The sequence below is a fragment of the Stenotrophomonas sp. LST15-1-1.1 genome, from assembly GCF_040815575.1.
Classification (GTDB): domain Bacteria; phylum Pseudomonadota; class Gammaproteobacteria; order Xanthomonadales; family Xanthomonadaceae; genus Stenotrophomonas; species Stenotrophomonas lactitubi_B.
This window is the reverse complement of the sequence record NZ_JBFPNJ010000030.1, coordinates 139,627-161,037: the sequence shown is the minus strand read 5'-3', so window position 1 is coordinate 161,037 and position 21,411 is coordinate 139,627. Positions and strand designations below refer to the sequence as shown.

Below are 21,411 nucleotides of genomic sequence, written 5' to 3'. Positions count from 1 at the left end.
GGCGACAATGAACGGATGAACCGATCCTGCAACATCGCCGCGCGGCTGCCCGAGCTGGCGCGTGAACGCCCCGACCAGATCGCCATCCGCTGCCCGGGCCGCCGCGGCGCCGGCAACGGCATGGCGGCCTACGACGTGACCCTGGATTACCGCCAGCTGGACGCCCGCAGCGATGCGATGGCGGCCGGCCTGGCCGGCTACGGGATCGGCCGCGGGGTGCGTACGGTGGTGATGGTGCGGCCGTCGCCGGAGTTCTTCCTGTTGATGTTCGCCCTGTTCAAGCTGGGCGCGGTGCCGGTGCTGGTCGATCCGGGCATCGACAGGCGCGCGCTGAAGCAGTGCCTGGACGAGGCGCAGCCGCAGGCCTTCATCGGCATCCCGCTGGCCCATGTGGCGCGGCTGGCGCTGCGCTGGGCGCCTTCGGCGACCCGTCTGGTTACCGTCGGTCGCCGGCTGGGCTGGGGCGGTACCACCCTGGCCGCACTGGAGCGTGCCGGTGCCAACAGCGGCGCGATGCTGGCCGATACCGATGGCGAGGACACGGCAGCGATCCTGTTCACCAGCGGCTCCACCGGCGTGCCCAAGGGCGTGGTTTACCGCCACCGCCACTTCGTCGGCCAGATCGAGCTGCTGGGCAGCGCCTTCGGCATGGAGGCGGGTGGGGTTGATCTGCCGACCTTCCCGCCGTTTGCGCTGTTCGATCCGGCGCTGGGCCTGACCTCGGTGATTCCGGACATGGACCCGACCCGGCCGGCACAGGCCGACCCGGCGCGCCTGCATGACGCCATCCAGCGGTTCGGGGTGACCCAGCTGTTCGGGTCGCCGGCGTTGATGCGGGTGCTGGCGCGGCACGGGCGGCCGCTGCCGTCGGTCACCCGGGTGACCTCCGCCGGTGCGCCGGTGCCGCCGGACGTGGTCGCCACCATCCGCAGCCTGCTGCCGGCCGATGCCCAGTTCTGGACACCCTATGGCGCAACCGAGTGCCTGCCGGTGGCGGTGGTCGAGGGGCGTGAGCTGGAGCGTACGCGCGCGGCCACCGAGGGCGGTGCCGGCACCTGCGTCGGCAGCGTGGTCGCACCGAACGAAGTACGCATCATCGCCATTAACGACGCGCCGCTGCCGGACTGGTCACAGGCGCGCGTGCTGGCCGTGGGCGAGGTCGGTGAGATCACCGTGGCCGGGCCGACCGCCACTGACAGCTATTTCAACCGCCCGCAGGCGACCGCAGCGGCGAAGATCAGCGAAACCCTGGCCGATGGCAGCGTCCGCATCGTGCATCGCATGGGCGATGTCGGCTACTTCGATGCGCAGGGGCGGCTGTGGTTCTGTGGCCGCAAGACCCATCGCGTGGAAACCGCGCACGGGCCGCTGTACACCGAACAGGTCGAGCCGGTGTTCAACACCGTGCCCGGGGTGGCACGCACCGCGCTGGTCGGTGTCGGCGCCGCCGGTGCGCAGGTGCCGGTGCTGTGCGTGGAGCTGCAGCGTGGCCAGTCCGACAGCCCTGCCTTGCGCGAGGCGCTGCATGCCACGGCCGCTGCGCGTCTGCCCGAGATGACGCTGGAACACGTGCTGATGCATCCGGCGTTCCCTGTCGATATCCGTCACAACGCCAAGATCGGTCGCGAGAAGCTCGCCGTCTGGGCCCGCGCAGAACTGGAGAAGCGCGCATGAAGATCCTGGTCACCGGTGGTGGTGGTTTCCTTGGCCAGGCGCTGTGCCGTGGCCTGCTCGAACGTGGCCACCAGGTGCTGGCGTTCAACCGCAGCCATTACCCGGAACTGCAGGCGCTGGGCGTGGGCCAGATCCGCGGCGACCTGGCCGACCCGCAGGCGGTGCTGCATGCAGTGGCCGGCGTCGATGCGGTGTTCCACAACGGTGCCAAGGCCGGCGCCTGGGGCAGCTATGACAGCTACCACCAGGCCAACGTGGTCGGTACCGACAACGTCATCGCGGCCTGCCGCGCACATGGCATCGGCAAGCTGGTCTACACCTCCACGCCCAGCGTGACCCATCGCGCCACGCACCCGGTGGAAGGACTGGGTGCGGATGAAGTCCCCTATGGCGAGGACTTCCAGGCGCCGTATGCAGCGACCAAGGCCATTGCCGAACAGCGGGTGCTGGCCGCCAACGATGCGACCCTGGCAACCGTGGCATTGCGTCCGCGGTTGATCTGGGGCCCGGGCGACCAGCAGCTGGTGCCGCGCCTGGCCGATCGTGCACGCGCTGGCCGCCTGCGCCTGGTGGGCGACGGCAATAACAAGGTGGATACCACCTACATCGACAACGCCGCGCTGGCGCATTTCCTCGCCTTCGAGGCGCTGGCACCGGGCGCGGCCTGCGCCGGCAAGGCGTACTTCATTTCCAATGGCGAGCCGCTGCCGATGCGCGAGCTGGTCAACAAGCTGCTGCAGGCGGTGGGTGCACCGACCGTGGACAAGGCGATCAGCTTCAGGACGGCGTACCGCATCGGCGCGATCTGCGAGCGGCTGTGGCCGCTGCTGCGCCTGCGTGGCGAGCCACCGCTGACGCGCTTCCTGGCCGAGCAGCTGTGCACGCCGCACTGGTACAGCATGGAACCGGCACGTCGTGATTTCGGCTACGTACCGCAGGTCAGCATCGAAGAAGGACTGCGACGGCTGAAGGCGGCATCATGACGGCGGCATCACCGCGCTGAAGCCTTCATTACGCGCAGAGATCGCCATCACCGGTTGCACACCGGCAGATGCGCAGGATGGACACAACGCCACCCACGGCCGACCACCTGCGAGGAGCACCATGCTGCATTACGCCGTCATCTTCTTTGTCATCGCCATCATCGCCGCCGTGCTCGGCTTCTCCGGCATTGCCGGCGCCGCCAGCAACATCGCCTGGATCCTGTTCGTGGTGTTCCTGGTGCTGGCCGTGATCTCGATGTTCCGCAAGCGCACATGACCGCTTGAGCGGTAGTGCCGGCCAGCGGCCGGCACTACCAGCGCGCTGTTACCGCACCGCGCTATGCAGCCCGCGATCGGCCTCGTGCCGTTCCAGCGCCAGTTCGATCAACCGCGTGATCAAGGCGGTGTAGCCCACGCCACTGGCGCCCCACAGCTTCGGATACATGCTGATGCGGGTGAAGCCGGGCAGCGTGTTCACTTCGTTGATGACGATCTGGCCATCGGCGGTGAGGAACACATCGACCCGCGCCATGCCAGCGCACTCCAGCGCCTGATAGGCCTGCAACGCGATCCGCTGGATGCGCGCCTGCGTCGCCGCATCGATTGCGGCCGGCACCACCACCTCAGCGCCGTCTTCGTTGATGTACTTGGTGTCGTAGGCGTAGAACTCGTCGTGCAGTACGACCTCGCCACAGACGCTGGCCTGCGGCCGTTCATTGCCCAGCACCGCACATTCGATCTCGCGGCCGACCACGGCCGATTCCACCAGTACCTTGTGGTCGTAGCGAAGCGCGGTCTGCAATGCCTCGGCGAAACCCGCCGCGTCCTTGACCTTGCTTACGCCCACCGATGAGCCCTGGTTGGCCGGCTTCACGAACAGCGGCAGGCCAAGCGCTTCGATCAGCGCCGCAACATCGACCGCATCGGCCTCGTGGCGACGGATGCATACCCACGGTGCCACCTGCAGGCCCGCATCACGCAGCAGGCGCTTGGTCACGTCCTTGTCCATGGCCACCGCCGAACCCAGCACCGGCGAGCCGACGAAGGGCAGATTGGCCATGCGCAGCAGCCCCTGCAGCGCGCCGTCCTCGCCCAACGGGCCGTGCACGATTGGCAACACCACATCGATCTGGCCCAGCGCGCTGCCCGCATCGGTCGGTTGCAGCTGTGCCTGCTCGGTACCGGGCAGCACCGCCAGCGCGGTACCGGAAGCATGCAGGGCGATGCGTGCCGGATCATCCGCATTGAGCAGGAAGGTATCCGGCTGGCTCAGGTGCCACTGGCCCTGCTTGTCGATGCCGACCAGCACCGGTTCGAAGCGCTCCCGATCCAGGGCATCGAGAATGTTCTTCGCCGACTGCAGCGAAACTTCGTGTTCGGAAGACCTGCCACCGAAGATGATGCCAACCCGGGTCCTTGCCATGGAAGTGCGATGTCCTGTGCGTTGCGTGGCTCCATAGCATGAACCTTCATCGGCCCTCCGCGTGAGGCACAGATGAACCAGAAATCCAGTCGCGCGTGTCATCCACGCATGGCGTGGATCTACCGTGTCGACCAAGGTCGACACCCACCAACAGCAGCAGAAGCCTGTCGAAGGCGGGGTGGGTCCGGTTGCGGGGGTGTCCGCGGCATGGATGCCGCGGCCAAGCCCCCAGGGATGGGTTTACGGCGTCCCCCGCAACCGGACCCACCCCGCCATTCCACAGATAGCCCGCCTTTGATGTTGATGTTGCCGTTGCCCTGGCCGTTGCATCTGCGGGTGCAGGGCGGCAGCCCGGCCCAAGCCCGCCACCCACGCAGGTAGAATGCGCACATGGCTCTTTCCCTGCTCAAGTCCCTCAAGCCGGTCGCTGGCCGCGCGCTGCAGATCGCCCTGAACCGCGCGCTGGCGCTGGATCCGGATACCCGCCACGCACTGGCCAGCCTTGACGGTCGCCATATCGACCTGACCCTGGACGCGCCGCCGCTGGCGATGCGCATCAGCGTCGATGGCAACCAGTTGCGGGTTGGCCCGGTGGATGCGCAGGAAGCCGACCTGGCCGTGCGCAGCAGCCTGGCCGGCGTGCTGGCGCAGCTGCCGCTGCTGGCGCGTGCCCGCCAGGGCGCTGACAACGGCAAGGGCCGCGTACGCGTGGCCGGCGACGCCGAACTGGCGCGCCGCCTGCAGCAGCTGGCCAAGGGCTTCGATCCTGACTGGCAGCAGCCGTTCGTCAGCGTGTTCGGCGACGTGCTGGGCGTGCAGGTGGCCAACACCCTGCGCAGTGCCCTGCAGCACGCCCGCCAGGGCGCGATCGATCTGGCCCACAGCGCCGCTGAATTCATCACCGAGGAGTCGCGCGACGTGGTGCCACGTGCCGAACTGGATGCCTTCCACGACGACGTGGACGTGCTACGCGATGATGTCGAGCGCCTCGGCGCACGCGTGCAGCGCCTGCGGGGTGCCGCATGAAGGCGCTGTTGCGGGCCAGCCGCATCGGCCGGGTGATCCTGCGTTACCGCCTCGACGACCTGCTGCAGGACACGCCGGCGGAGCGCTGGCTGCGCCTGGCCAAGCCGTTCGTACCGCGCGCTTCGGCCGACATCGCCGCACAGTCGCGCGGTGCGCGCCTGCGCCTGGCGCTGCAGGACCTGGGGCCGATCTTCGTCAAATTCGGGCAGATCCTGTCGACCCGCCGCGACCTGGTGCCGCCGGATGTGGCCAATGAGCTGACCCTGCTGCAGGACCGGGTGAAGCCCTTCGACGGCGACGCGGCGCGCCGTATCGTCGAGGAAGCGCTGGGCCTGCCGGTCAGCGAAGCCTTCGCCAGTTTCGACACCGAACCGCTGGCCTCGGCCTCGATCGCGCAGGTGCACGCGGCCACCCTGGCCGATGGCCGCCAGGTGGTGGTCAAGGTGCTGCGCCCGGGCATCGAGAAGCAGATCGACGCCGACATCGCCCTGCTCAACTCGCTGGCAACGCTGGTCGAGCGCACCCATCCGCGAGCCGACAAGATCCGCCCGCGCGAAGTGGTTGCCGAAGTCGAAAACACCCTGGCCGCCGAGCTGGACCTGCAGCGCGAAGGCGCCAATGCCAGCGTGCTGCGCCGCTTCTGGGAGAACTCCGACGACCTGTACGTGCCGGAAGTGATCTGGAGCCATACCGCCGAGCGCGCGCTGACGCTGGAGCGCGTATGGGGCATTCCCTCCGATGACGTCGCCGCACTGGACAAGGCCGGCATCGACCGCAAGGCGCTGGCCGCCAAGGGCGTGCGGGTGTTCTACACCCAGGTGTTCCGCGACAACTTCTTCCATGCCGACGCGCACGCCGGCAACATCTGGGTCGACATCGATCCGGCGCGCCGCGACAACCCGCGCTTCATCGCGCTGGACTTCGGCATCATGGGCCAGCTCTCGCAGGAAGATCAGTACTACCTGGCCGAGAATTTCATGGCCATCTTCAATCGCGACTATCGCCGCATCGCCGAACTGCACGTGCAGGCGCGCTGGATGCCCGACAACGTGCGCATCGATGATCTTGAGGCGGCGGTGCGCTCGGTGTGCGAACCGTACTTCACCCGCCCGCTGTCGCAGATCTCGCTGGCCGAAGTGCTGATGAAGCTGTTCCGTGTGGCCCAGCGCTACCAGCTGACCCTGCAGCCGCAGCTGATCCTGCTGCAGAAGACCCTGCTCAACATCGAAGGCGTCGGTCGCCAGCTCGATCCGCAGATCGACATCTGGGCCGTGGCCAAGCCGGTGCTGGCGAAGATCCTGCGTGAGCGCTACAGCCCGCGTCGTGTCGTGCGCGAGATCGGCAAGCGCCTGCCGGAAATCATGACCCATGCACCGGACATGCCGCGCCTGGTGCACGCCTGGCTGACCCAGCAGGTGGAAGGCCGCCATGAACTGGCGATGCGTTCGCGCGATCTGGTCGCACTCGATGCCAGCCTGCAGCGGCTGCAGAAGCGCGCGGTCGGGGCGATCACCGGCGTCGGTCTGCTGGCGATCGCCGCATTGATATACGTGCTGCAGCCGCCGGGCTGGTACTGGGGCGAGGTACCGGCGTGGAGTTGGGTGTCCGGTGCGGTTGGCGCATTCGCGCTGGCGCGCGCCTGGTGGCGATGACCGCAGCCTGCTGAAACAGCGACGACGGCGGACCGTCGTCGCCGGCTGGATTACCAGCGGTAGCCCAGGCCCACCTGCGTATGCACGCTCTGGAAGCGATCCAGGCGCGTCTTGTGCCAGGTCTTGCCCAGTCCGACGTCGAGTACCAGATGCTCTCCCAGTGGCTGGCTGCGGCGCAGGAACACGCGCTTGGCATCGTGCTCGCGCAGCAGCAGCGGGTCGGCGTCGGCGGTATAGCCCGACGTGCCACTGCCCAGCCACAGCTGCGTCGAGCCATGACCCTGGCGATCCTTCAGGCGCAGCGACACGGTGCTGCCATGGCCATCAGGCCCGTTGGACTGGCGATGGCGCTCATGCTTGACCGATGCCGTGACTCGCGGGAAGTAGTGGGTGGCACCGATCGACCAACCGCTGACGTAGCCGCTGCCGTGGTACTCGGCGTACTTGCCGCCCACGCTCAGCACGGTCTGCCCGGCGACCTTCCACAGGATGTCCTGGTTGATCTGGCGGTTGACGAAGACCGGATCGTCGTTGGACGCAATCACTGACGTGCGCGTGGCGACGGTGGCTGACCAGTCGTGATGCAACGAACCCTGCACCCGGTTTCCGCCGTAGCGCGAGCTGCCGTAATCGCGCTCGCCGTGGGCCAGGCCCAGGTGCCAGCGACTGGCACCGGTGCGGCCTGCCACATCCACTGTCTGCACGTCGCGCTTGCCGAAGCCCTCGTTGTAGTCGGTGTGGTCCAGTTGCAGGGAAACACGATCGACACCGGCATGGGCGCTGGCGGCGGCCAGCAGCAGGGCGCACGGCAGTACGCCACGATTGATGAATCGCATGGTGATTACTCCAGGGGTTGGGAATGCAGGTGTTGCAGCAGGCGATAGCGGCCCGCAGGCAGATTCCGTTCCACGGTGATCCGCGGACCGAACTGGCTGCCCGGTGCGACGATGCGACCGGGCAGGATGATCACGCCGACGCCCAGCGCCGCACCTGCGCCGACCCAAGCGCCGAGCTTGTCGCGCTGGCTGTTGATGACCTGGCCATCGACATGCACGGCGATCGACGCGCCGTCCAGGCGGTGGTTGCTGGTGCGCACGAGGGCACCCAGATAGGCGTCGTCGTCGATGCGGCTGTCGCCGATGAAGCACTGCGGACCGATGCTGACCCGCTGGCCGACCACGGTGTTCTTGAGCTCGCTGGCAAAGCCGATGCGGGTGCCGTCACCGATGCGCAGCGGACCACGCAGCAGCGCATCGTTGCCGATCAGGCAGTCGCGTCCGATCGACACCGGCCCCTGGATATGAGCACCATCGCAGATGCGGCTGCCGACGCCGATGCGCACCGCACCGCGTACCGTGGCCTGTGGCGATATGTCCGCGCTTGGATCGAGGCAGGGCTGCAGCGATGCCAGTTCGCCGGCCATTGCTTCCAGGTCATTCCACCACATGCGGATACCTCGTCGGCTTGTCGCGTTCCGGCTCGCGGCCAGTGAACAGCCCCTTCAGTCCATGGATCAGCCAGACCGCATAGGCCAGCAGCACATACAGCACGGAGAACGCTGCAGCCGGTACCAGCCAGGCGCGCCGGTGGTGCACGGCACTGACCAGGCCCAGCGCCATCACGATGCCGATCCAGACCAGTGGCACCACCGCCACCACCAGGCCAGCGGGTCCATGAACCGTCGCGGCGCCGAATGCCACCTGCAGCCCCGCAGCGATGCCCAGCAGCGCCAGCAGGATCATCGGCAGGATGCTGAAGAGGCCGAAGCGGGTCAGCAGCAACTGTCGATGCAGGCGCATGCACACGGCGTAGCCGACGATCCAGCGCCGCCAGCGGCGCCATTCCTCCAGCAACGTGCTGCATTCCTGCGGGTAGACCACGCAGCGGATGCTCTGCCGTACCCGATAGCCCTGGGCCACCAGCGACCAGGACATGTCCAAGTCTTCGACCCGGGTACGGTCGGAAAAACCGACCTTGCGCAGAACGCTGGTGCGGAACAGCCCGCACGAGCCGGAGACGATGAACGGCGCACCGCCCAGCCACTGCTGGAAGCTGCGCTTGATGACGATCATCGGCAGCTTCAGGCTGGCCCGCACGTGCGGAAGAAAGCCGGCGCCCTGCAGGCATGACGATGGCACGCCACCCACCGCGTCGGCGCCACGTTCTATTTCCGCCAGCAGGTGGCCCAGCCCGGTACTGCGCGGATCGACGCGGGTGTCAGCATCGGTCAGGAATACCTGCGGGGTGGTCACATGCTGCAGCCCGTGCATCAGCGCACCCCCCTTGCCGGTGTTGGCCTGGTGCACGGCAAGCAGGCGACCAGGCCACTGCAGCTGCAGCGTGTCCAGCACCTGCGCGGTGGTATCGGTGGAGCCGTCGTTCACGCAGATCACCCGCGCGATGTAGGGATTCTGCAGCAGGTCGGTGAGCGAACGTCGCAGGCACGGTGCTTCGTTGTAGGCCGGCACAATCGCATCGATGCTGCGTAGTTGCGTGCTGGGCCTGCGCGTTGCGTGGACCAGCAGACGCACGACGATGAAGGCGCACATGGCCAGGAACAGCAGGGTTTTCATCACAGCACCAGCCGATGAGGCAGGAAGCCCTCGCTGGGGCCGATACCCACCTGTTGCCCGCGGAACTGGGCGTGGCAGCGCAGATGGCTTTCCTGCATGTAGTGGCGATCGCCCTGGCTGGCGTGTTCGCGCAGCGCGCGGATCTTCAGTTCCAGCTGCACGCTGATGTCTTCAAACACCTGTGGAGCGAACAGCGGCAGTGTGCTTGGGCTTTCGTAGCAGAGAATCTGCGGCACACTGCGGCAGGCGACGATCGAGGCTTCATGGACGGTGCGATGATCCTGGTGATGGTCTTCGCCGCACATCGTGTAGACGCGCTGTGGCCGGATGGCGTCGCAGGCCTGCTCCAGCGCGCTGATGATGTCGTTGCGGCAGGACGGAAAACAGGTGTCCGGGAAATCATGCTGCAGCACCTGGCGAACGCCGAGTTGCCGCAGCGCGCGATGCGATTCGTCGCTGCGGTCAGCGCCATCGTGACAGCCGCGCCCGCCGCGGCTGAGTACCAGGGCATGGATGCGGGCGCCGGCGAATGCGAGCTTGGCCAGGCTGCCGCCACAGCCCAGTTCGATGTCATCGGGATGGGCGCCGATTGCCAGGATGTCGTGGGCCATGGCCATGTCCTTGCGGGAATCCAGGGGAAATGCGGCAGACGCGTTGAACGCACTGCAGCGGGCGCGGACTATCGCAATGGCCAGGTGAAAAAGGACCTAGGAACATTACGAAAACGCGTCGACGCTCCGCCCAGGGCTTGCCGCGCAACAACCTGGCGTGACAAGGCATCGGCCTCCGGCAGCCGCTGCAGGGCTCCATGGAGGCCGATGACGTCAATAGACAGATGCGGACATGCGCTTTGGAAGCAGCGAGAATGGTGCTGGCGCATCGCCATCCGGCGTTTGCCCGTACTGCGGAGATCTAGCCGATGGACCTGGCTGCACTGAAGGATGAACTGGCCCGCTTCGGCACCAACAACGATGCGTGCGAATCCGAACGCGGCCGCCGCATGCTCAACATCACGCCGGACACCGGCGAATTCCTGTCGGTGCTGGTCCGTTTCGGCAACGCCCGCCGTGTGCTGGAGATCGGCACGTCCAATGGCTACTCGACGCTGTGGCTGGCCGAGGCGGCAGCCGCCATCGATGGCCACGTAACCACGCTGGAGTTCGCCACCGACAAGGTGGCGATGGCCGGTGCGAATTTCGCCCGTAGCGGATTGCATGAGCGCATCGAACTGGTCCACGCTGATGCCGGGCAGTGGCTGGCGCAGGCCGACGAGGGCTGCATCGATCTGCTGTTCCTGGATTCGGATCGCGGGCAGTACGCCGGCTGGTGGCCGCAGCTGCGCCGCGTACTGCGCCCCGGCGGCCTGCTGGTGGTCGACAACGCCACCTCGCACGCAGAGGAGATGGAACCGCTGTGCAGTCTGCTGGCCGCAGATGCTGGGTTCGCCACCAGCCTGGTGCCGGTGGGCAATGGCGAGCTGCTGGCGCTGCGCAACGCCTGACTGCTTTACAGGGAGGTGCCAACCTTGGTTGGCACGCTATTGCCGGTCGCGCGGAGCAGCCGAGCGTGGGCTCGGCTCTACGGAGGGCAGGCCTTTATAATCCCGCGGTGAGTACCGAACCTGACACCCTCGCTGCGGTCGAGATTGAAACCGCGCCCCTGCAGCTGCTGCACCTGGACGAACGCCTGGCGGTGGTCAACAAGCCGGCCGGGCTGATGGTCCACGACAGCAAGCTGGCCCGTGGCGAAGACGATTTCCTCGCCGATCGCCTGCGTGAGCAGCTGGGTCGGCCGATCTTCCTGGTCCATCGGCTGGATCGTGCCACCAGCGGTTGCCTGCTGCTGGCCTTCGACCGCGACGCCGCCAGCATGCTGGGCAAGGCGCTGATGGGCGGCGAGGTGAGCAAGGACTACCTGGCGATCTGCCGCGGCTGGCCGGCCGAGGAGGCCTGGCAGGTCGACCATGATCTGGATGGCGGTCCGGGCAAGCCGGTGAAGAAGCCGGCGGTGACCGACTTCCAGCGTCTGGCGGCCGGCGAACTGTCGGTGCCGGTGGGTGAGTTCGCCAGTTCGCGCTACGCGCTGCTGCGCTGCCAGCCGCAGACGGGGCGCTTCCGGCAGATCCGCCGGCATCTGAAGCACCTGTCACACCACCTGATCGGCGATACCAGCCATGGCGATGGCCGGCACAACCGCAACTTCCGCATGCAGGGGGTGCACCGCATGCTGCTGCATGCCGAACGGCTGCGCTTCCCGCATCCGGATGGCGGCACGGTGGACGTGCGCGCCCCGGTCGACGGTGAGTTCCAGAAGGCGCTGGACCTGTTCGGCTGGAGCCAGGATCTGTAGAGCCGAGCCCACGCTCGGCTGCGCTTCCCGGCGCTTCCCGGCGCTGCGCGCCGCCGCCCGAGCATGGGCTCGGGCGCTACGGAAATCCGGGTTGCCGGCCAGCGGCCGGCGCTACCTCACTTTTTTTCCGGCTCGTTGACGATCGCTTCCAGATCCTTCTGCAGATCGGCGAACAGCGGCTGCATGCGCGTCTGGATCGCCACCATCACGTTCTGCATCAGCGCCGGGGTCTTGTCGAGCAGGCTCTGGCCGGCCGGGCTCTCGTAGAACTCGGCCATGGCCAGCACGTCTTCCTTGCTGAAGGTCTTCTTGTACAGGTCCACGTACATCGGCCGCAGCTGCTGCCACGACAGTGCCTGGCGCAGGGTCTGGCTGGTACGCGCCTGGATGCGCTGCAGCTGTTCCTGCTGCTGGGCGTTGAGCTGGCGCTGGGCAGCGACCTGCTTGAACTGCTGCTGCTGCATCGCTTCGATCTGCGGCAGCATGGTGTCGATCATGCTCTGCGCACGCGAGGCCGACAGCAGGCGGTTGATGTCGCCATCGGTGGGCGCTGCGGCCAGCACCGGCGCGCTTGCTGCGGCCAGCGCCAGCAGCAGGGTCGCGCGGCGCAACACGGAGGGAACGAAGCGGATCATGCGGAGCGTCCTGCAGTACACGGGACGGCAAGCATACCCCCGGCAAAGGCGAAGGCGGCGTGTTCGGTGCCTGATCGGCGGCATACGGTGCGCGATGGCAGCCACGGCGACGCGCCTGCCGCTACAATGCGCGGATGGGCAACGGACCGGTCACCATCAGCGCGCAGCTTGAAATCCCCGACGGCGAGATCGTCGAGCGTTTCGTGCGTGCCAGTGGTGCCGGCGGCCAGAACGTCAACAAGGTCTCCACCGCGGTGGAACTGCGTTTCGACGTGGCCGGTTCGCCCTCGTTGCCCGAACCGTTGCGCGAGCGCCTGCTGGCGCGGCGCGACCGGCGCATGACCGGCGAAGGCGTGCTGGTCATCGACGCGCAACGTTTCCGCACCCAGGATCGCAATCGCGAGGATGCGCGCGAGCGGCTGGCGGCCTTCATCCAGGCCGGGCTGAGCGTGCCCAAACCACGCAAGGCCACCAAGCCGACCTTCGGGTCGAAACTGCGTCGTCTGGACGCCAAACGCGGGCGCGCGCAGATCAAGCGCGGGCGCTCATCACGTGACTGGGAGTGATTGCTTGAACAACCCGACGCCGTTGCTGCCGGCCATTCCGCCGAACATGCCGCAGGTCAAGCCCAACCGTTTCCTGCGCTGGCTGGCGCGCTGCACGCTGCGCATGGGCGGCTGGAAGGTGACCGGCACCCTGCCTGACATCCCGAGGCTGGTGTTCATCATCGCCCCGCATTCGTCCAACTGGGACGGCCTGTGGGGTATGGCGGCGAAGATCGCGCTGGGCATGAAGGTGAAGGTGCTGGGCAAGGCCTCGCTGTTCTGGTGGCCGCTGGGTCCGCTGCTGCACAAGCTGGGCGTGATCCCGCTCGATCGCAGCTCGCCGCAGGGCACCGTCGGCCAGGCCGTGGATCTGCTGCGCGACAACGAGAAGATGTGGTTCGCGATCACCCCGGAAGGCACCCGCAAGGCCGTCAAGGAATGGAAGGCCGGTTTCCTGAAAATCGCGCGGATGGCCGACGTGCCGATCCTGGCGGCGTACTTCCACTACCCGGAGAAGATCATCGGCATCGGTCCGGTGTTCACGCCGACCGGCGATGATGCCGCCGACATGGCCGCCATCCGGGAGTTCTACCGGCCGTGGATCGGCAAGACCCGCGGCACGGTCTGAGCCGGTCGCTGCCGGCAGCGTAGACGCCACGTCCGGCACATGCCGGGTGCCCGTGACAGGAGTAGGGTGGACGGCTGCCATCCCGTACCGTCTGCCCAAGGAGCGTTTTACATGTCGCGTACCGTAGTCCTGGCCGCCGCCATCAGCCTGGCGCTGGCGGCCTGTTCCGGCAAGGAGTCCACCCCCGTGTCCGAAGCCCAGAAAGCACCGGCCCAGCAGCCGGCCGAAGCCTCCACCAACCCGTTGCTGACCGCCAGCAGCCTGCCGTTCCAGGCACCGCCGTTCGACAAGATCAAGGACAGCGATTACCTGCCGGCCTTCGAAGAAGGCATGCGCCTGCATCTGGCCGACGTGCGCAAGATCGCCGACAGCGCCGAGCCGGCCACCTTCGACAACACCATCGTGGCGATGGAGCGCAGCGGCGAGACCCTGACCCGCGTGTCGCGCATCTTCTTCGGCCTGGTCCAGGCCGATACCAACGATGCCCGCCAGAAGATCCAGGAAGAAGTAGCGCCGAAGCTGGCCGCGCACCAGGACGAGATCAACCTCGATCCGAAGCTGTTCGCGCGCGTGAAGTCGCTGTACGACCAGCGCGAGACGCTGGGCCTGGATCCGGTGCAGAAGCGCCTGGTCGAGCATTACTACGATGGTCTGGTGCGCTCGGGCGCGCAGCTGTCCGACGCCGACAAGGCGAGCCTGCGCAAGCTCAACGTGGAAGAAACCACGCTGTCCACCCAGTTCCACACCCGCCTGGTGGCGGCAACCGCCGCTGCCGCGGTCGTGGTGGACGACAAGGCCAAGCTGGCCGGCCTGGACGAGGGCGCGGTCAACAACGCCGCCGCCGCCGCCAAGGACCGCAAGCTGGACGGCAAGTTCCTGCTGCCGCTACAGAACACCACCCAGCAGCCGGTGCTTGGCTCGCTGACCGACCGCGACCAGCGCGCTGCCGTGCTGAAGGCTTCGGAAACCCGCGCCGAGCGCGGCGATGCCAATGACACCCGGCAGACCGTGCAGCGCCTGGCCCAGCTGCGTGCGCAGAAGGCCAAGCTGCTCGGCTTCGACACCTTCGCCGACTACCAGCTGGGCGACCAGATGGCCAAGACCCCGGCGGCCGCGCTGAAGCTGCTGACCGACACCGTGCCTGCCGCCACCGCCAAGGCGCGTGCCGAAGCCGGCGAGATCCAGAAGGTGATCGACGCCCAGAAGGGTGGTTTCCAGGTGGCCGCCTCGGATTGGGATTTCTACGCCGAGCAGGTGCGCAAGGCCAAGTACGATCTGGACGAGTCGCAGATCAAGCCGTACTTCGAGCTGGACAACGTGCTGCAGAACGGCGTCTTCTACGCCGCCACCCAGCTGTACGGCATCACCTTCAAGCCGCGCACCGACATTCCGACCTACAACCCGGACATGAAGGTGTACGAAGTGTTCGACAAGGACGGCACCTCGCTGGCCCTGTTCTACACCGACTACTTCAAGCGTGACAGCAAGTCCGGCGGCGCCTGGATGGACGTGTTCGTCGAACAGGACGGCCTGACCGGTGCCAAGCCGGTGGTCTACAACGTCTGCAACTTCACCAAGCCGGCCGCTGGCCAGCCTGCGCTGATCAGCTTCGACGACGTCACCACGATGTTCCATGAGTTCGGTCATGCACTGCACGGCATGTTCTCGAACGTGAAGTATCCGTCGATCGCCGGCACCGCCACCTCGCGTGACTTTGTCGAGTTCCCGTCGCAGTTCAACGAACACTGGGCGCTGGACCCGAAGGTGTTCGCCAACTACGCCAAGCACTACAAGACCGGCGAAGCGATGCCGCAGGAACTGGTCGACAAGATCCTCAAGGCGCGCAGCTTCAACCAGGGCTATGCGACCACCGAGTACCTGTCGGCGGCACTGCTCGATCTGGCCTGGCACACGCAGAAGGCCGATGCCCCGCTGCAGGATGTCGGCGCCTTCGAAGCCAGCGCGCTGAAGAAGTTCAAGGTCGACCTGCCGCAGGTGCCGCCGCGTTACCGCACCACCTACTTCGACCACATCTGGGGTGGCGGTTACTCGGCTGGCTACTACGCCTACTTCTGGGCGGAAGTGCTGGACCATGACGCCTACCAGTGGTTCACCGAACACGGTGGCCTGACCGCCGCCAACGGCCAGGAGTTCCGCGACAAGATCCTCTCGCGCGGCAACAGCGTGGAACTGTCGACCCTGTACCGCGATTTCCGCGGCAAGGACCCGTCGGTGGAACCGCTGCTGAAGTTCCGCGGCCTGAAATAAGCGCGGCCTGAAGTACGAAAGAAAAAACGGCGGGGGCAACCCCGCCGTTTTTCGTTGTGTAGAGCCGAGCCATGCTCGGCTGATGTTTTCTGGAAAGGCAGCCGAGCATGGGCTCGGCTCTACAAAGGCGGAAAAGCGAGTCGAGCATGGGTCGACTCTACCGAAGCGCATCACGTCCCTACATGCACCCGGTTCGCCTGCTCGGCCAACCCCAGGTGATCCAGCGCGATATCCAGCGCCAGCACGTAGCTCTGCGCGCCATAGCCGGCCGCGATCCCCAATCGCTGGCCCACGCCTGCCGGCAGGCACGGCTCCGCCACTGCGCCGTCGTCATGCACTTCCACATAGGCGTTGTGCAGGTACGGCAGCAGCCGCTGCAGACGCAGGCTGTCGGCGCATGCGCCCGGATCGAGCAGCGTCACTTCGCCACGGCTGTGGTCGGCCACGCGCAGCGCGTCCAGCAGTTCCTGCTCCGAACCGCAGGCGCGGATCGCCACGCTGGTGCCCGCATCGATCGCACGATGCACCAGTGATTTCAGCACCGGCGCCGGCAGCGGCGCGGCGGTACGGATCAGCGCGCCCGCCGCTTCCGGGCCACGGATGATGAAGATCGACATGGCTCAGCCCTCCCGTGCCAGGCGGCGGCCGACGATGGCCAACGACAGCGGATAACCCGCCTGCTGGCTGCGCTGGTCGACCACCACAGCGGCCGGGCCATGCTGCAGGCGCAGGCGCGCTTCCAGACCGGGCTGATGGGGTGACTGCAGTTCGATGTACTCCGCCGGCAGACCGTCCAACGCCGCCTGCAGCGCACCGCCCTCGGCACACCATTGCGCCTCGTCGGCCACGCCTACATCAAGCAGCACCCAGTCCGCGGTGCGCGCCTGCGGCTGGCACAGGCACTGGCGCACATCGGCCAGGCTGGCGCAGTCGGTGCACAGCACCGGATGGCCGGACAACTCGGCCGGCAGCAGCGGACGCGGCACCGACGGCGACGCATGCCGGATCACCAGGAGGGTCATACAACACCTTGCGCAAAGCGCCCTGCGGCGCGGTAGGCACACGATGCGCGTGGTGGCCGTAAAGGTGCGATGCCCGATGACGCGCAGTGGCGTAAAACCTGCGTAACCCCTCCTGTAGCGCCGAGCCCATGCTCGGCTTGCTCGACGCTACGGAACGGCAGCCGAGCATAGGCTCGGCTCTACAGTATGCGGGCGCGGGAACCTCTTCTGTCCTTCGTGGTCTGACGCCGATACCAACCACCCGGAGCCTGACATGGATGCTGTTGCCCGCCCGCCGTTTTCGCAGCGCACGCTCACTTGGCTGAAGAAGGAGGCGCTGCCCCTGCTGGTGATGCTGGGCCTGCTCGCGGCCGCCCGCGATACCCTTGCCAACCACTACGTCGTGCCCAGCGGCTCGATGCAGCCGACGCTGCAACCGGGCGACCGGGTGGTGGTGGACATGCGCGCTTATGGCCTGCGCCTGCCGTTCACCAGCAAGGAACTGCTGGGTACCGGCACGCCGCAGCGTGGTGAGGTGGCCGTGTTCGATTCACCGGCCGACGGTACCCGCCTGATCAAGCGCGTCGCCGCCGTGGCCGGCGACCACGTGCAACTGCACGATGGCCACCTGAGCATCAACGGCCAGCCGCTGCAGATTGCTGACCTGGCCGATACCGAAGCCTTCGGTGAGCGCCGCGCCAGCCTCGACCTGGACAGGGGCGGTGGCCCGGACATCGCGGATCTGCAGGTGCCCGCCGGCAAGGTACTGGTGCTGGGCGACCATCGCGGCAACAGCTTCGATGGCCGCTTCTTCGGCTTCGTCGATGCGGACAAGATCTACGGCCGTGCGGTGGCGGTCTACTACCGCCGTGGCGACGGCTTCGAGTGGCAGCGGCTATAAGCTGAATCGATATGCCAGAAGTATCAATCCTTACCTATCAGGTTATGGATCGACTGGATGGACGGGCCTAGTCTGAGGCCCGTCCCCTCCATTCCGGCCGCCCCCACGGCCCACCGCCCCCATGACTGGCGAAACTCCGGCGACCCTCGCCGACCGTCCCCGTACTGACCACGCTGCCGCCGATACCCGTATCCAGCAGGGAACGCCGGCCTTCCGCCGCACCGCGCTGGCGCTGTTCCTGGCCGGCTTTTCGACCTTCGGCCTGCTGTACACGGTGCAGCCGCTGCTGCCCGAGTTCAGCCGCCACTTCGGTGTGTCCGCTGCGGGCAGCGCGATGTCGCTGTCGCTGACCACCGGCACCCTGGCCGTGGCCATGCTGCTGGCGGGCCTGTTGTCCGATGCGGTCGGCCGGCGCCCGCTGATGATTGTTGCGCTGCTGGCTTCGGCCACGTTGTCGCTGTGCACCGCACTGGTCGATGACTGGGCCACCCTGCTGGTGCTGCGCACCCTGCTGGGGCTGGCGCTGAGCGGCGTACCGGCAGTGGCGATGACCTACCTGGTGGAAGAGATGGACAGCCGCGCGCTGGGCCTGGCGATGGGCCTGTACATCGGCGGCAATGCCATCGGTGGCATGAGCGGGCGCCTGCTGGCGGGCATCATCGCCGACCATTGGGGCTGGCGCTGGGGCATCGGCGTGGTCTCGATCATCGCCGTGGCCAGCACCGTGCTGCTGTGGCTGCAGCTGCCGCCGTCGCGCCACTTCCAGGCCAGCCGCAGTGGCCTGCGCCAGTTGCCCGCGCGCTGGCGCACGCTGTTCGCCGACCCTGGCCTGCCGTGGTTGTTCGCCACCTCGTTCGTGCTGATGGGCGTGTTCGTCACCCTCTACAACTACCTCGGCTACCACCTGCTGGCGCCGCCGTACCACCTCAGCCAGACCGTGGTCGGGTTGATCTTCAGCGTGTACCTCGTCGGCACCTTCAGTTCGGCGTGGATGGGCCAGCAGGCGACGCGCTATGGGCGCGGCCGCATCCTGTCGATCTCCTTCGGCCTGATCGCCGCCGGCATCGTGCTGCTGGCGATGCCGTGGCTGTCGGCGATGGCCGTGGGCATCGCGCTGGTGACGTTCGGCTTCTTCGGTGGCCATTCGGTGGCCAGCAGCTGGGTCGGCAGCCGCGCTGGTTCGATGCGTGCGGAAGCGTCGGCGCTGTACCTGTTCGCCTATTACCTGGGTTCGAGCGTGCTGGGCGGCGTGGGCGGCCTGGCCTATGCCGCGTGGGACTGGCTGGGCGTGTGCGCGTTCGCCGCGCTGCTGACCGTGATCGGCGGTGGCATCGTCTGGGCGCTGCAGCAGCGCGCCCCGCAGCCGGTGACGGCCTGATCCTGCTCTGGTAGATGCCGACCTTGGTCGGCCCTGTGCTCCTGGGCCAACCAAGGTTGGCCACTACCGGGTGCGATGCAGCTCACTCTTCGGCAAACGCCTCGCGCAGCAGCCCGGCGAAATTGCGGATCAACGGCGTCACACCCTCGCGGCGCCACGCCAGCTGCACTTCCGAATGCGCACCGGCATCGGCCAGCGGCACGAAGCGCGCACCCTCCACCCGGATGTGGTCGCACGACGAAGGTAGGATCGCCGCACCCAGTCCCGCAGCAGCCAGACTGATCAACGTCGAAGCCTCACCGGCTTCCTGCACGATGCGCGGCGTGAAGCCCGCCGCCGCGCATAGCGCGATCATGTGGTCATGGATGCCCGCCCCGGCGCTGCGGCGGAACGCCACGAATGGTTCCTGCGCCAGATCCCGCAACGCCAGCGTGCCGCCTTTCGACAGTCGGCGCAGGGCAGGGTGGTCGGCGTGCACGATCAACGCCAGCGGATCGACGAACAGGCTGTGCGCCACCAGCTCGGCCGGCAGCGTGCGCTTGCGGATGATGCCCACGTCCAGCGAGCCATCGAGCAGCGCATCGATCTGCTGCAGGGTGTTCATCTCGCTCAGCTGCAACCGCACCTGCGGGTACTGCTGTCGATACTGCAGGATCGAACGCGGAATCTGCGGTGACAACGGCGTGGCCCGGGTCAGGCCGATACGCAGCTCACCCTGCTCGCCACGCTGCGCACGCTGCACTTCATCCACCGCCGATTCCACCTGCTGCACGATGCCGCGCGCACGTTCCTGCAGCAGTTCTCCCGCAGGCGTCAGCTGCACGCGTCGATGGCTGCGCACGAACAACCGCGCACCGATCAGCTCCTCCAGCTGCCGGATCTGCTGGCTGAGCGGCGGCTGTGACATCCCCAACCGTTCGGCCGCCTGGCCGAAGTGCAGGGTATCGGCGACGGCGAGGAAGTAACGCAGATGGCGGAGTTCGATGGACATGCGTGCAGTCTATCCAGCCCGACCCCACGAGTCCCCATCCACGCATGGCGTGGATCTACCGAAGTTTTCGATCCCTACCAAGCAGGGGTCAGAGCCCGTTGCGTAGCAACGGGATCCGACCCCGACAGATCGCGCAAATCTGTCAGAGGCGGGGTGGGTCCGGTTGCGGGGGTGTCCGCGGCATGGATGACGCGGCCAAGCCCCCATGGAAGGGTTTACGGCGTGTCCTGCCCACCCACACCACCCCGCCATCCACGGAATGCAGGCCGTTGCCGTTGCAGTTGCAGTTGCTTCTGCAGGTGCAGGGCGCAGCCCTGCCGGCAAACCCTCACCGCTCCGAATGCCCGCTCTGGTCGTAATCGCGCGGACTGAACAGCTCCGGCTGGATCAGCTCGACAAACGCCCGCGCCTGCGCCGACAGCGCCTTGCCGCGGCGCACGATCACCCCGTAACTGCGCTCCGGGAACCAGCGCTTCATCGACCGTGCGGCCAACCGCTCGTGGTCGGCATCGTTCAGGCACAGCGCCGGCACGATGGAAATGCCCATGCCCATCGCCACGTACTGCTTGATCACTTCCCAGCCACCCACTTCCAGCGCAACGGTGTAGGCGATGCGGTGGCGCTGGAACACCTGGTCCACCAGCCGGTAAGTGATCTGCCGCTTCGGAGGCAGCACCAGCGGGTAACGGGCGATGTCGGCCAGTTCCAGCTCGCCGCCGCTGGCCAGCGGATGGTCATGCGGGGCAATCAGCACCTGCTCGAAACGGTAGGCCGGGGCGTAGCTGAGGTCGGCCGGCACATCGGTCATCGAGCCGATCGCCAGATCGGCGGCATCCTCGCGCAGCAGGTCGGTGCCGTCCGCACTGATGGCGTTGTGCAGGGTCAGGCGCACATCGGGGTAATGCTGGCGGAAGCGTTCGACGATCTTCGGCAGCAGGTACAGGATGGTCGAACTGTTGGCGGCGATGTTCAGTTCGCCCGCGTCCAGACCGCGCACCTTGTCGCGGAAGCGTGCTTCCAGGCCGTCCAGGCTTTCCACCAGCGGCTGCGCCATTTCATACAGCAGCTGGCCCTCGCGGCTGGGCACCAGGCGCCGGCCGCTGCGCTCGAACAGGGGCACCCCCAGCTCGCGCTCCAGCGCCTGCAACTGCAGGCTGATGGCCGGTTGGCTGACGAAAAGCGCCTCAGCCGCCCGTGAGACCGAGCCCAGACGCACGGTCTGACAGAACGCGCGCAGCGGCTTCAGTCGATCGGATTTGTAGGAAAAACGAGGACTTGGCGAGGTGCGCGTGGTCATGGCGTCACAAGTATTAGCACAAGTTATGTAAAGCATTGCAAAAACTGTTTTGCCAAATACAGGGCTGCGGCCGCACGGTGGAGTCGT

22 protein-coding genes are annotated in these 21,411 nt (G+C 67.0%); 12 read left to right on the top strand and 10 right to left on the bottom strand.

Annotated elements, in window-relative coordinates; translation table 11 throughout:
* Positions 1-15: 15 nt before the first annotated feature.
* The 3 genes from oleC to MRBLST15_RS15575 all read left to right on the top strand — a co-directional run bounded on the left by oleC (position 16) and on the right by MRBLST15_RS15575 (position 2,934).
* The gene (oleC, locus tag MRBLST15_RS15585) at positions 16-1,674 is read left to right on the top strand and encodes an olefin beta-lactone synthetase (protein ID WP_367786646.1); all 1,659 of its coding nucleotides are present in this window, start codon (positions 16-18) and stop codon (positions 1,672-1,674) included.
* Positions 1,671-2,657: a 2-alkyl-3-oxoalkanoate reductase gene (gene oleD, locus MRBLST15_RS15580; RefSeq protein ID WP_265953654.1), complete on the top strand. Its 987-nt coding sequence runs from the start codon at positions 1,671-1,673 to the stop codon at positions 2,655-2,657. Before oleC ends, oleD begins: the two co-directional genes overlap by 4 nt.
* Positions 2,658-2,778: 121 nt before the next feature.
* Positions 2,779-2,934 carry a DUF1328 domain-containing protein gene (locus tag MRBLST15_RS15575; RefSeq protein WP_025875842.1) on the top strand — a complete coding sequence of 52 codons (156 nt, stop codon included), beginning with the start codon at positions 2,779-2,781 and terminating at the stop codon, positions 2,932-2,934.
* Between the two features lie 48 nt (positions 2,935-2,982).
* Here the strand turns inward: MRBLST15_RS15575 and ddlA are convergent, their stop codons facing one another.
* Positions 2,983-4,080 carry a D-alanine--D-alanine ligase gene (gene ddlA / locus MRBLST15_RS15570; protein ID WP_312704944.1) on the bottom strand — a complete coding sequence of 366 codons (1,098 nt, stop codon included), beginning with the start codon at positions 4,078-4,080 and terminating at the stop codon, positions 2,983-2,985.
* A 390-nt stretch (positions 4,081-4,470) separates the two neighbouring features.
* Here ddlA and MRBLST15_RS15565 point away from each other — a divergent pair, with 390 nt between their 5' ends.
* Both MRBLST15_RS15565 and ubiB read left to right on the top strand, forming a co-directional pair.
* A complete protein-coding gene (locus MRBLST15_RS15565) occupies positions 4,471-5,106 on the top strand; it encodes a ubiquinone biosynthesis accessory factor UbiJ (RefSeq protein ID WP_099819562.1) in 636 nt (211 codons plus the stop codon).
* The gene (gene ubiB / locus MRBLST15_RS15560; protein WP_367786643.1) at positions 5,103-6,758 is read left to right on the top strand and encodes a ubiquinone biosynthesis regulatory protein kinase UbiB; all 1,656 of its coding nucleotides are present in this window, start codon (positions 5,103-5,105) and stop codon (positions 6,756-6,758) included. Before MRBLST15_RS15565 ends, ubiB begins: the two co-directional genes overlap by 4 nt.
* Before the next feature lie 50 nt (positions 6,759-6,808).
* On the opposite strand, the gene MRBLST15_RS15555 is transcribed toward ubiB, so the two are convergent.
* The 4 genes from MRBLST15_RS15555 to MRBLST15_RS15540 are packed head-to-tail and all read right to left on the bottom strand — an operon-like array spanning position 6,809 to position 9,942.
* Positions 6,809-7,594, bottom strand: a complete 786-nt coding sequence (locus MRBLST15_RS15555; RefSeq protein ID WP_312705126.1) for a YaiO family outer membrane beta-barrel protein — start codon at positions 7,592-7,594, stop codon at positions 6,809-6,811.
* 5 nt (positions 7,595-7,599) lie between these two features.
* Positions 7,600-8,205, bottom strand: coding sequence for an acetyltransferase (locus tag MRBLST15_RS15550; RefSeq protein WP_367786641.1), 606 nt, complete (start codon positions 8,203-8,205; stop codon positions 7,600-7,602).
* The gene (locus MRBLST15_RS15545) at positions 8,192-9,331 is read right to left on the bottom strand and encodes a glycosyltransferase (RefSeq protein WP_367786639.1); all 1,140 of its coding nucleotides are present in this window, start codon (positions 9,329-9,331) and stop codon (positions 8,192-8,194) included. The genes MRBLST15_RS15550 and MRBLST15_RS15545 overlap by 14 nt, the downstream gene beginning before the upstream one ends.
* On the bottom strand, positions 9,331-9,942 hold the full coding sequence (locus MRBLST15_RS15540; protein ID WP_367786637.1) for a PIG-L deacetylase family protein: 612 nt from the start codon (positions 9,940-9,942) through the stop codon (positions 9,331-9,333). The genes MRBLST15_RS15545 and MRBLST15_RS15540 overlap by 1 nt, the downstream gene beginning before the upstream one ends.
* Positions 9,943-10,250: 308 nt before the next feature.
* Here MRBLST15_RS15540 and MRBLST15_RS15535 point away from each other — a divergent pair, with 308 nt between their 5' ends.
* Complete coding sequence (locus tag MRBLST15_RS15535; protein ID WP_312705122.1) at positions 10,251-10,832, top strand: O-methyltransferase; 582 nt, start codon at positions 10,251-10,253, stop codon at positions 10,830-10,832.
* A 107-nt stretch (positions 10,833-10,939) separates the two neighbouring features.
* Positions 10,940-11,680, top strand: a complete 741-nt coding sequence (locus tag MRBLST15_RS15530) for a pseudouridine synthase (RefSeq protein ID WP_099819567.1) — start codon at positions 10,940-10,942, stop codon at positions 11,678-11,680.
* 116 nt (positions 11,681-11,796) lie between these two features.
* Here the strand turns inward: MRBLST15_RS15530 and MRBLST15_RS15525 are convergent, their stop codons facing one another.
* The gene (locus MRBLST15_RS15525) at positions 11,797-12,315 is read right to left on the bottom strand and encodes a DUF2059 domain-containing protein (protein ID WP_265953635.1); all 519 of its coding nucleotides are present in this window, start codon (positions 12,313-12,315) and stop codon (positions 11,797-11,799) included.
* A gap of 134 nt (positions 12,316-12,449) precedes the next feature.
* On the opposite strand from MRBLST15_RS15525, the gene arfB reads away from it, so the two are divergent.
* The 3 genes from arfB (at position 12,450) to dcp (ending at position 15,756) form a co-directional block, all read left to right on the top strand.
* Positions 12,450-12,881 carry an alternative ribosome rescue aminoacyl-tRNA hydrolase ArfB gene (gene arfB, locus MRBLST15_RS15520; RefSeq protein WP_089241560.1) on the top strand — a complete coding sequence of 144 codons (432 nt, stop codon included), beginning with the start codon at positions 12,450-12,452 and terminating at the stop codon, positions 12,879-12,881.
* Positions 12,882-12,885: 4 nt separating this feature from the next.
* Positions 12,886-13,488: a lysophospholipid acyltransferase family protein gene (locus MRBLST15_RS15515; RefSeq protein ID WP_312705119.1), complete on the top strand. Its 603-nt coding sequence runs from the start codon at positions 12,886-12,888 to the stop codon at positions 13,486-13,488.
* Positions 13,489-13,599: 111 nt separating this feature from the next.
* On the top strand, positions 13,600-15,756 hold the full coding sequence (gene dcp, locus MRBLST15_RS15510; RefSeq protein WP_176019336.1) for a peptidyl-dipeptidase Dcp: 2,157 nt from the start codon (positions 13,600-13,602) through the stop codon (positions 15,754-15,756).
* A 170-nt stretch (positions 15,757-15,926) separates the two neighbouring features.
* Here dcp and MRBLST15_RS15505 read toward each other — a convergent pair whose 3' ends face one another.
* Both MRBLST15_RS15505 and MRBLST15_RS15500 read right to left on the bottom strand, forming a co-directional pair.
* The gene (locus tag MRBLST15_RS15505; RefSeq protein WP_025875822.1) at positions 15,927-16,373 is read right to left on the bottom strand and encodes a hypothetical protein; all 447 of its coding nucleotides are present in this window, start codon (positions 16,371-16,373) and stop codon (positions 15,927-15,929) included.
* A 3-nt stretch (positions 16,374-16,376) separates the two neighbouring features.
* Positions 16,377-16,778, bottom strand: a complete 402-nt coding sequence (locus MRBLST15_RS15500; RefSeq protein WP_312705117.1) for a hypothetical protein — start codon at positions 16,776-16,778, stop codon at positions 16,377-16,379.
* Positions 16,779-17,031: 253 nt separating this feature from the next.
* On the opposite strand from MRBLST15_RS15500, the gene lepB reads away from it, so the two are divergent.
* A complete protein-coding gene (lepB, locus tag MRBLST15_RS15495) occupies positions 17,032-17,658 on the top strand; it encodes a signal peptidase I (protein ID WP_312705116.1) in 627 nt (208 codons plus the stop codon).
* Positions 17,659-17,779: 121 nt separating this feature from the next.
* Entirely contained in the window at positions 17,780-19,036 is a 1,257-nt protein-coding gene (locus tag MRBLST15_RS15490; protein WP_367786633.1) for an MFS transporter, read from the top strand.
* An 82-nt stretch (positions 19,037-19,118) separates the two neighbouring features.
* Here the strand turns inward: MRBLST15_RS15490 and MRBLST15_RS15485 are convergent, their stop codons facing one another.
* Together MRBLST15_RS15485 and MRBLST15_RS15480 are read right to left on the bottom strand one after the other, a co-directional pair.
* Positions 19,119-20,027: a LysR family transcriptional regulator gene (locus tag MRBLST15_RS15485; RefSeq protein ID WP_230113378.1), complete on the bottom strand. Its 909-nt coding sequence runs from the start codon at positions 20,025-20,027 to the stop codon at positions 19,119-19,121.
* A 328-nt stretch (positions 20,028-20,355) separates the two neighbouring features.
* The gene (locus MRBLST15_RS15480; RefSeq protein WP_099819576.1) at positions 20,356-21,324 is read right to left on the bottom strand and encodes a LysR family transcriptional regulator; all 969 of its coding nucleotides are present in this window, start codon (positions 21,322-21,324) and stop codon (positions 20,356-20,358) included.
* Positions 21,325-21,411: the final 87 nt, after the last annotated feature.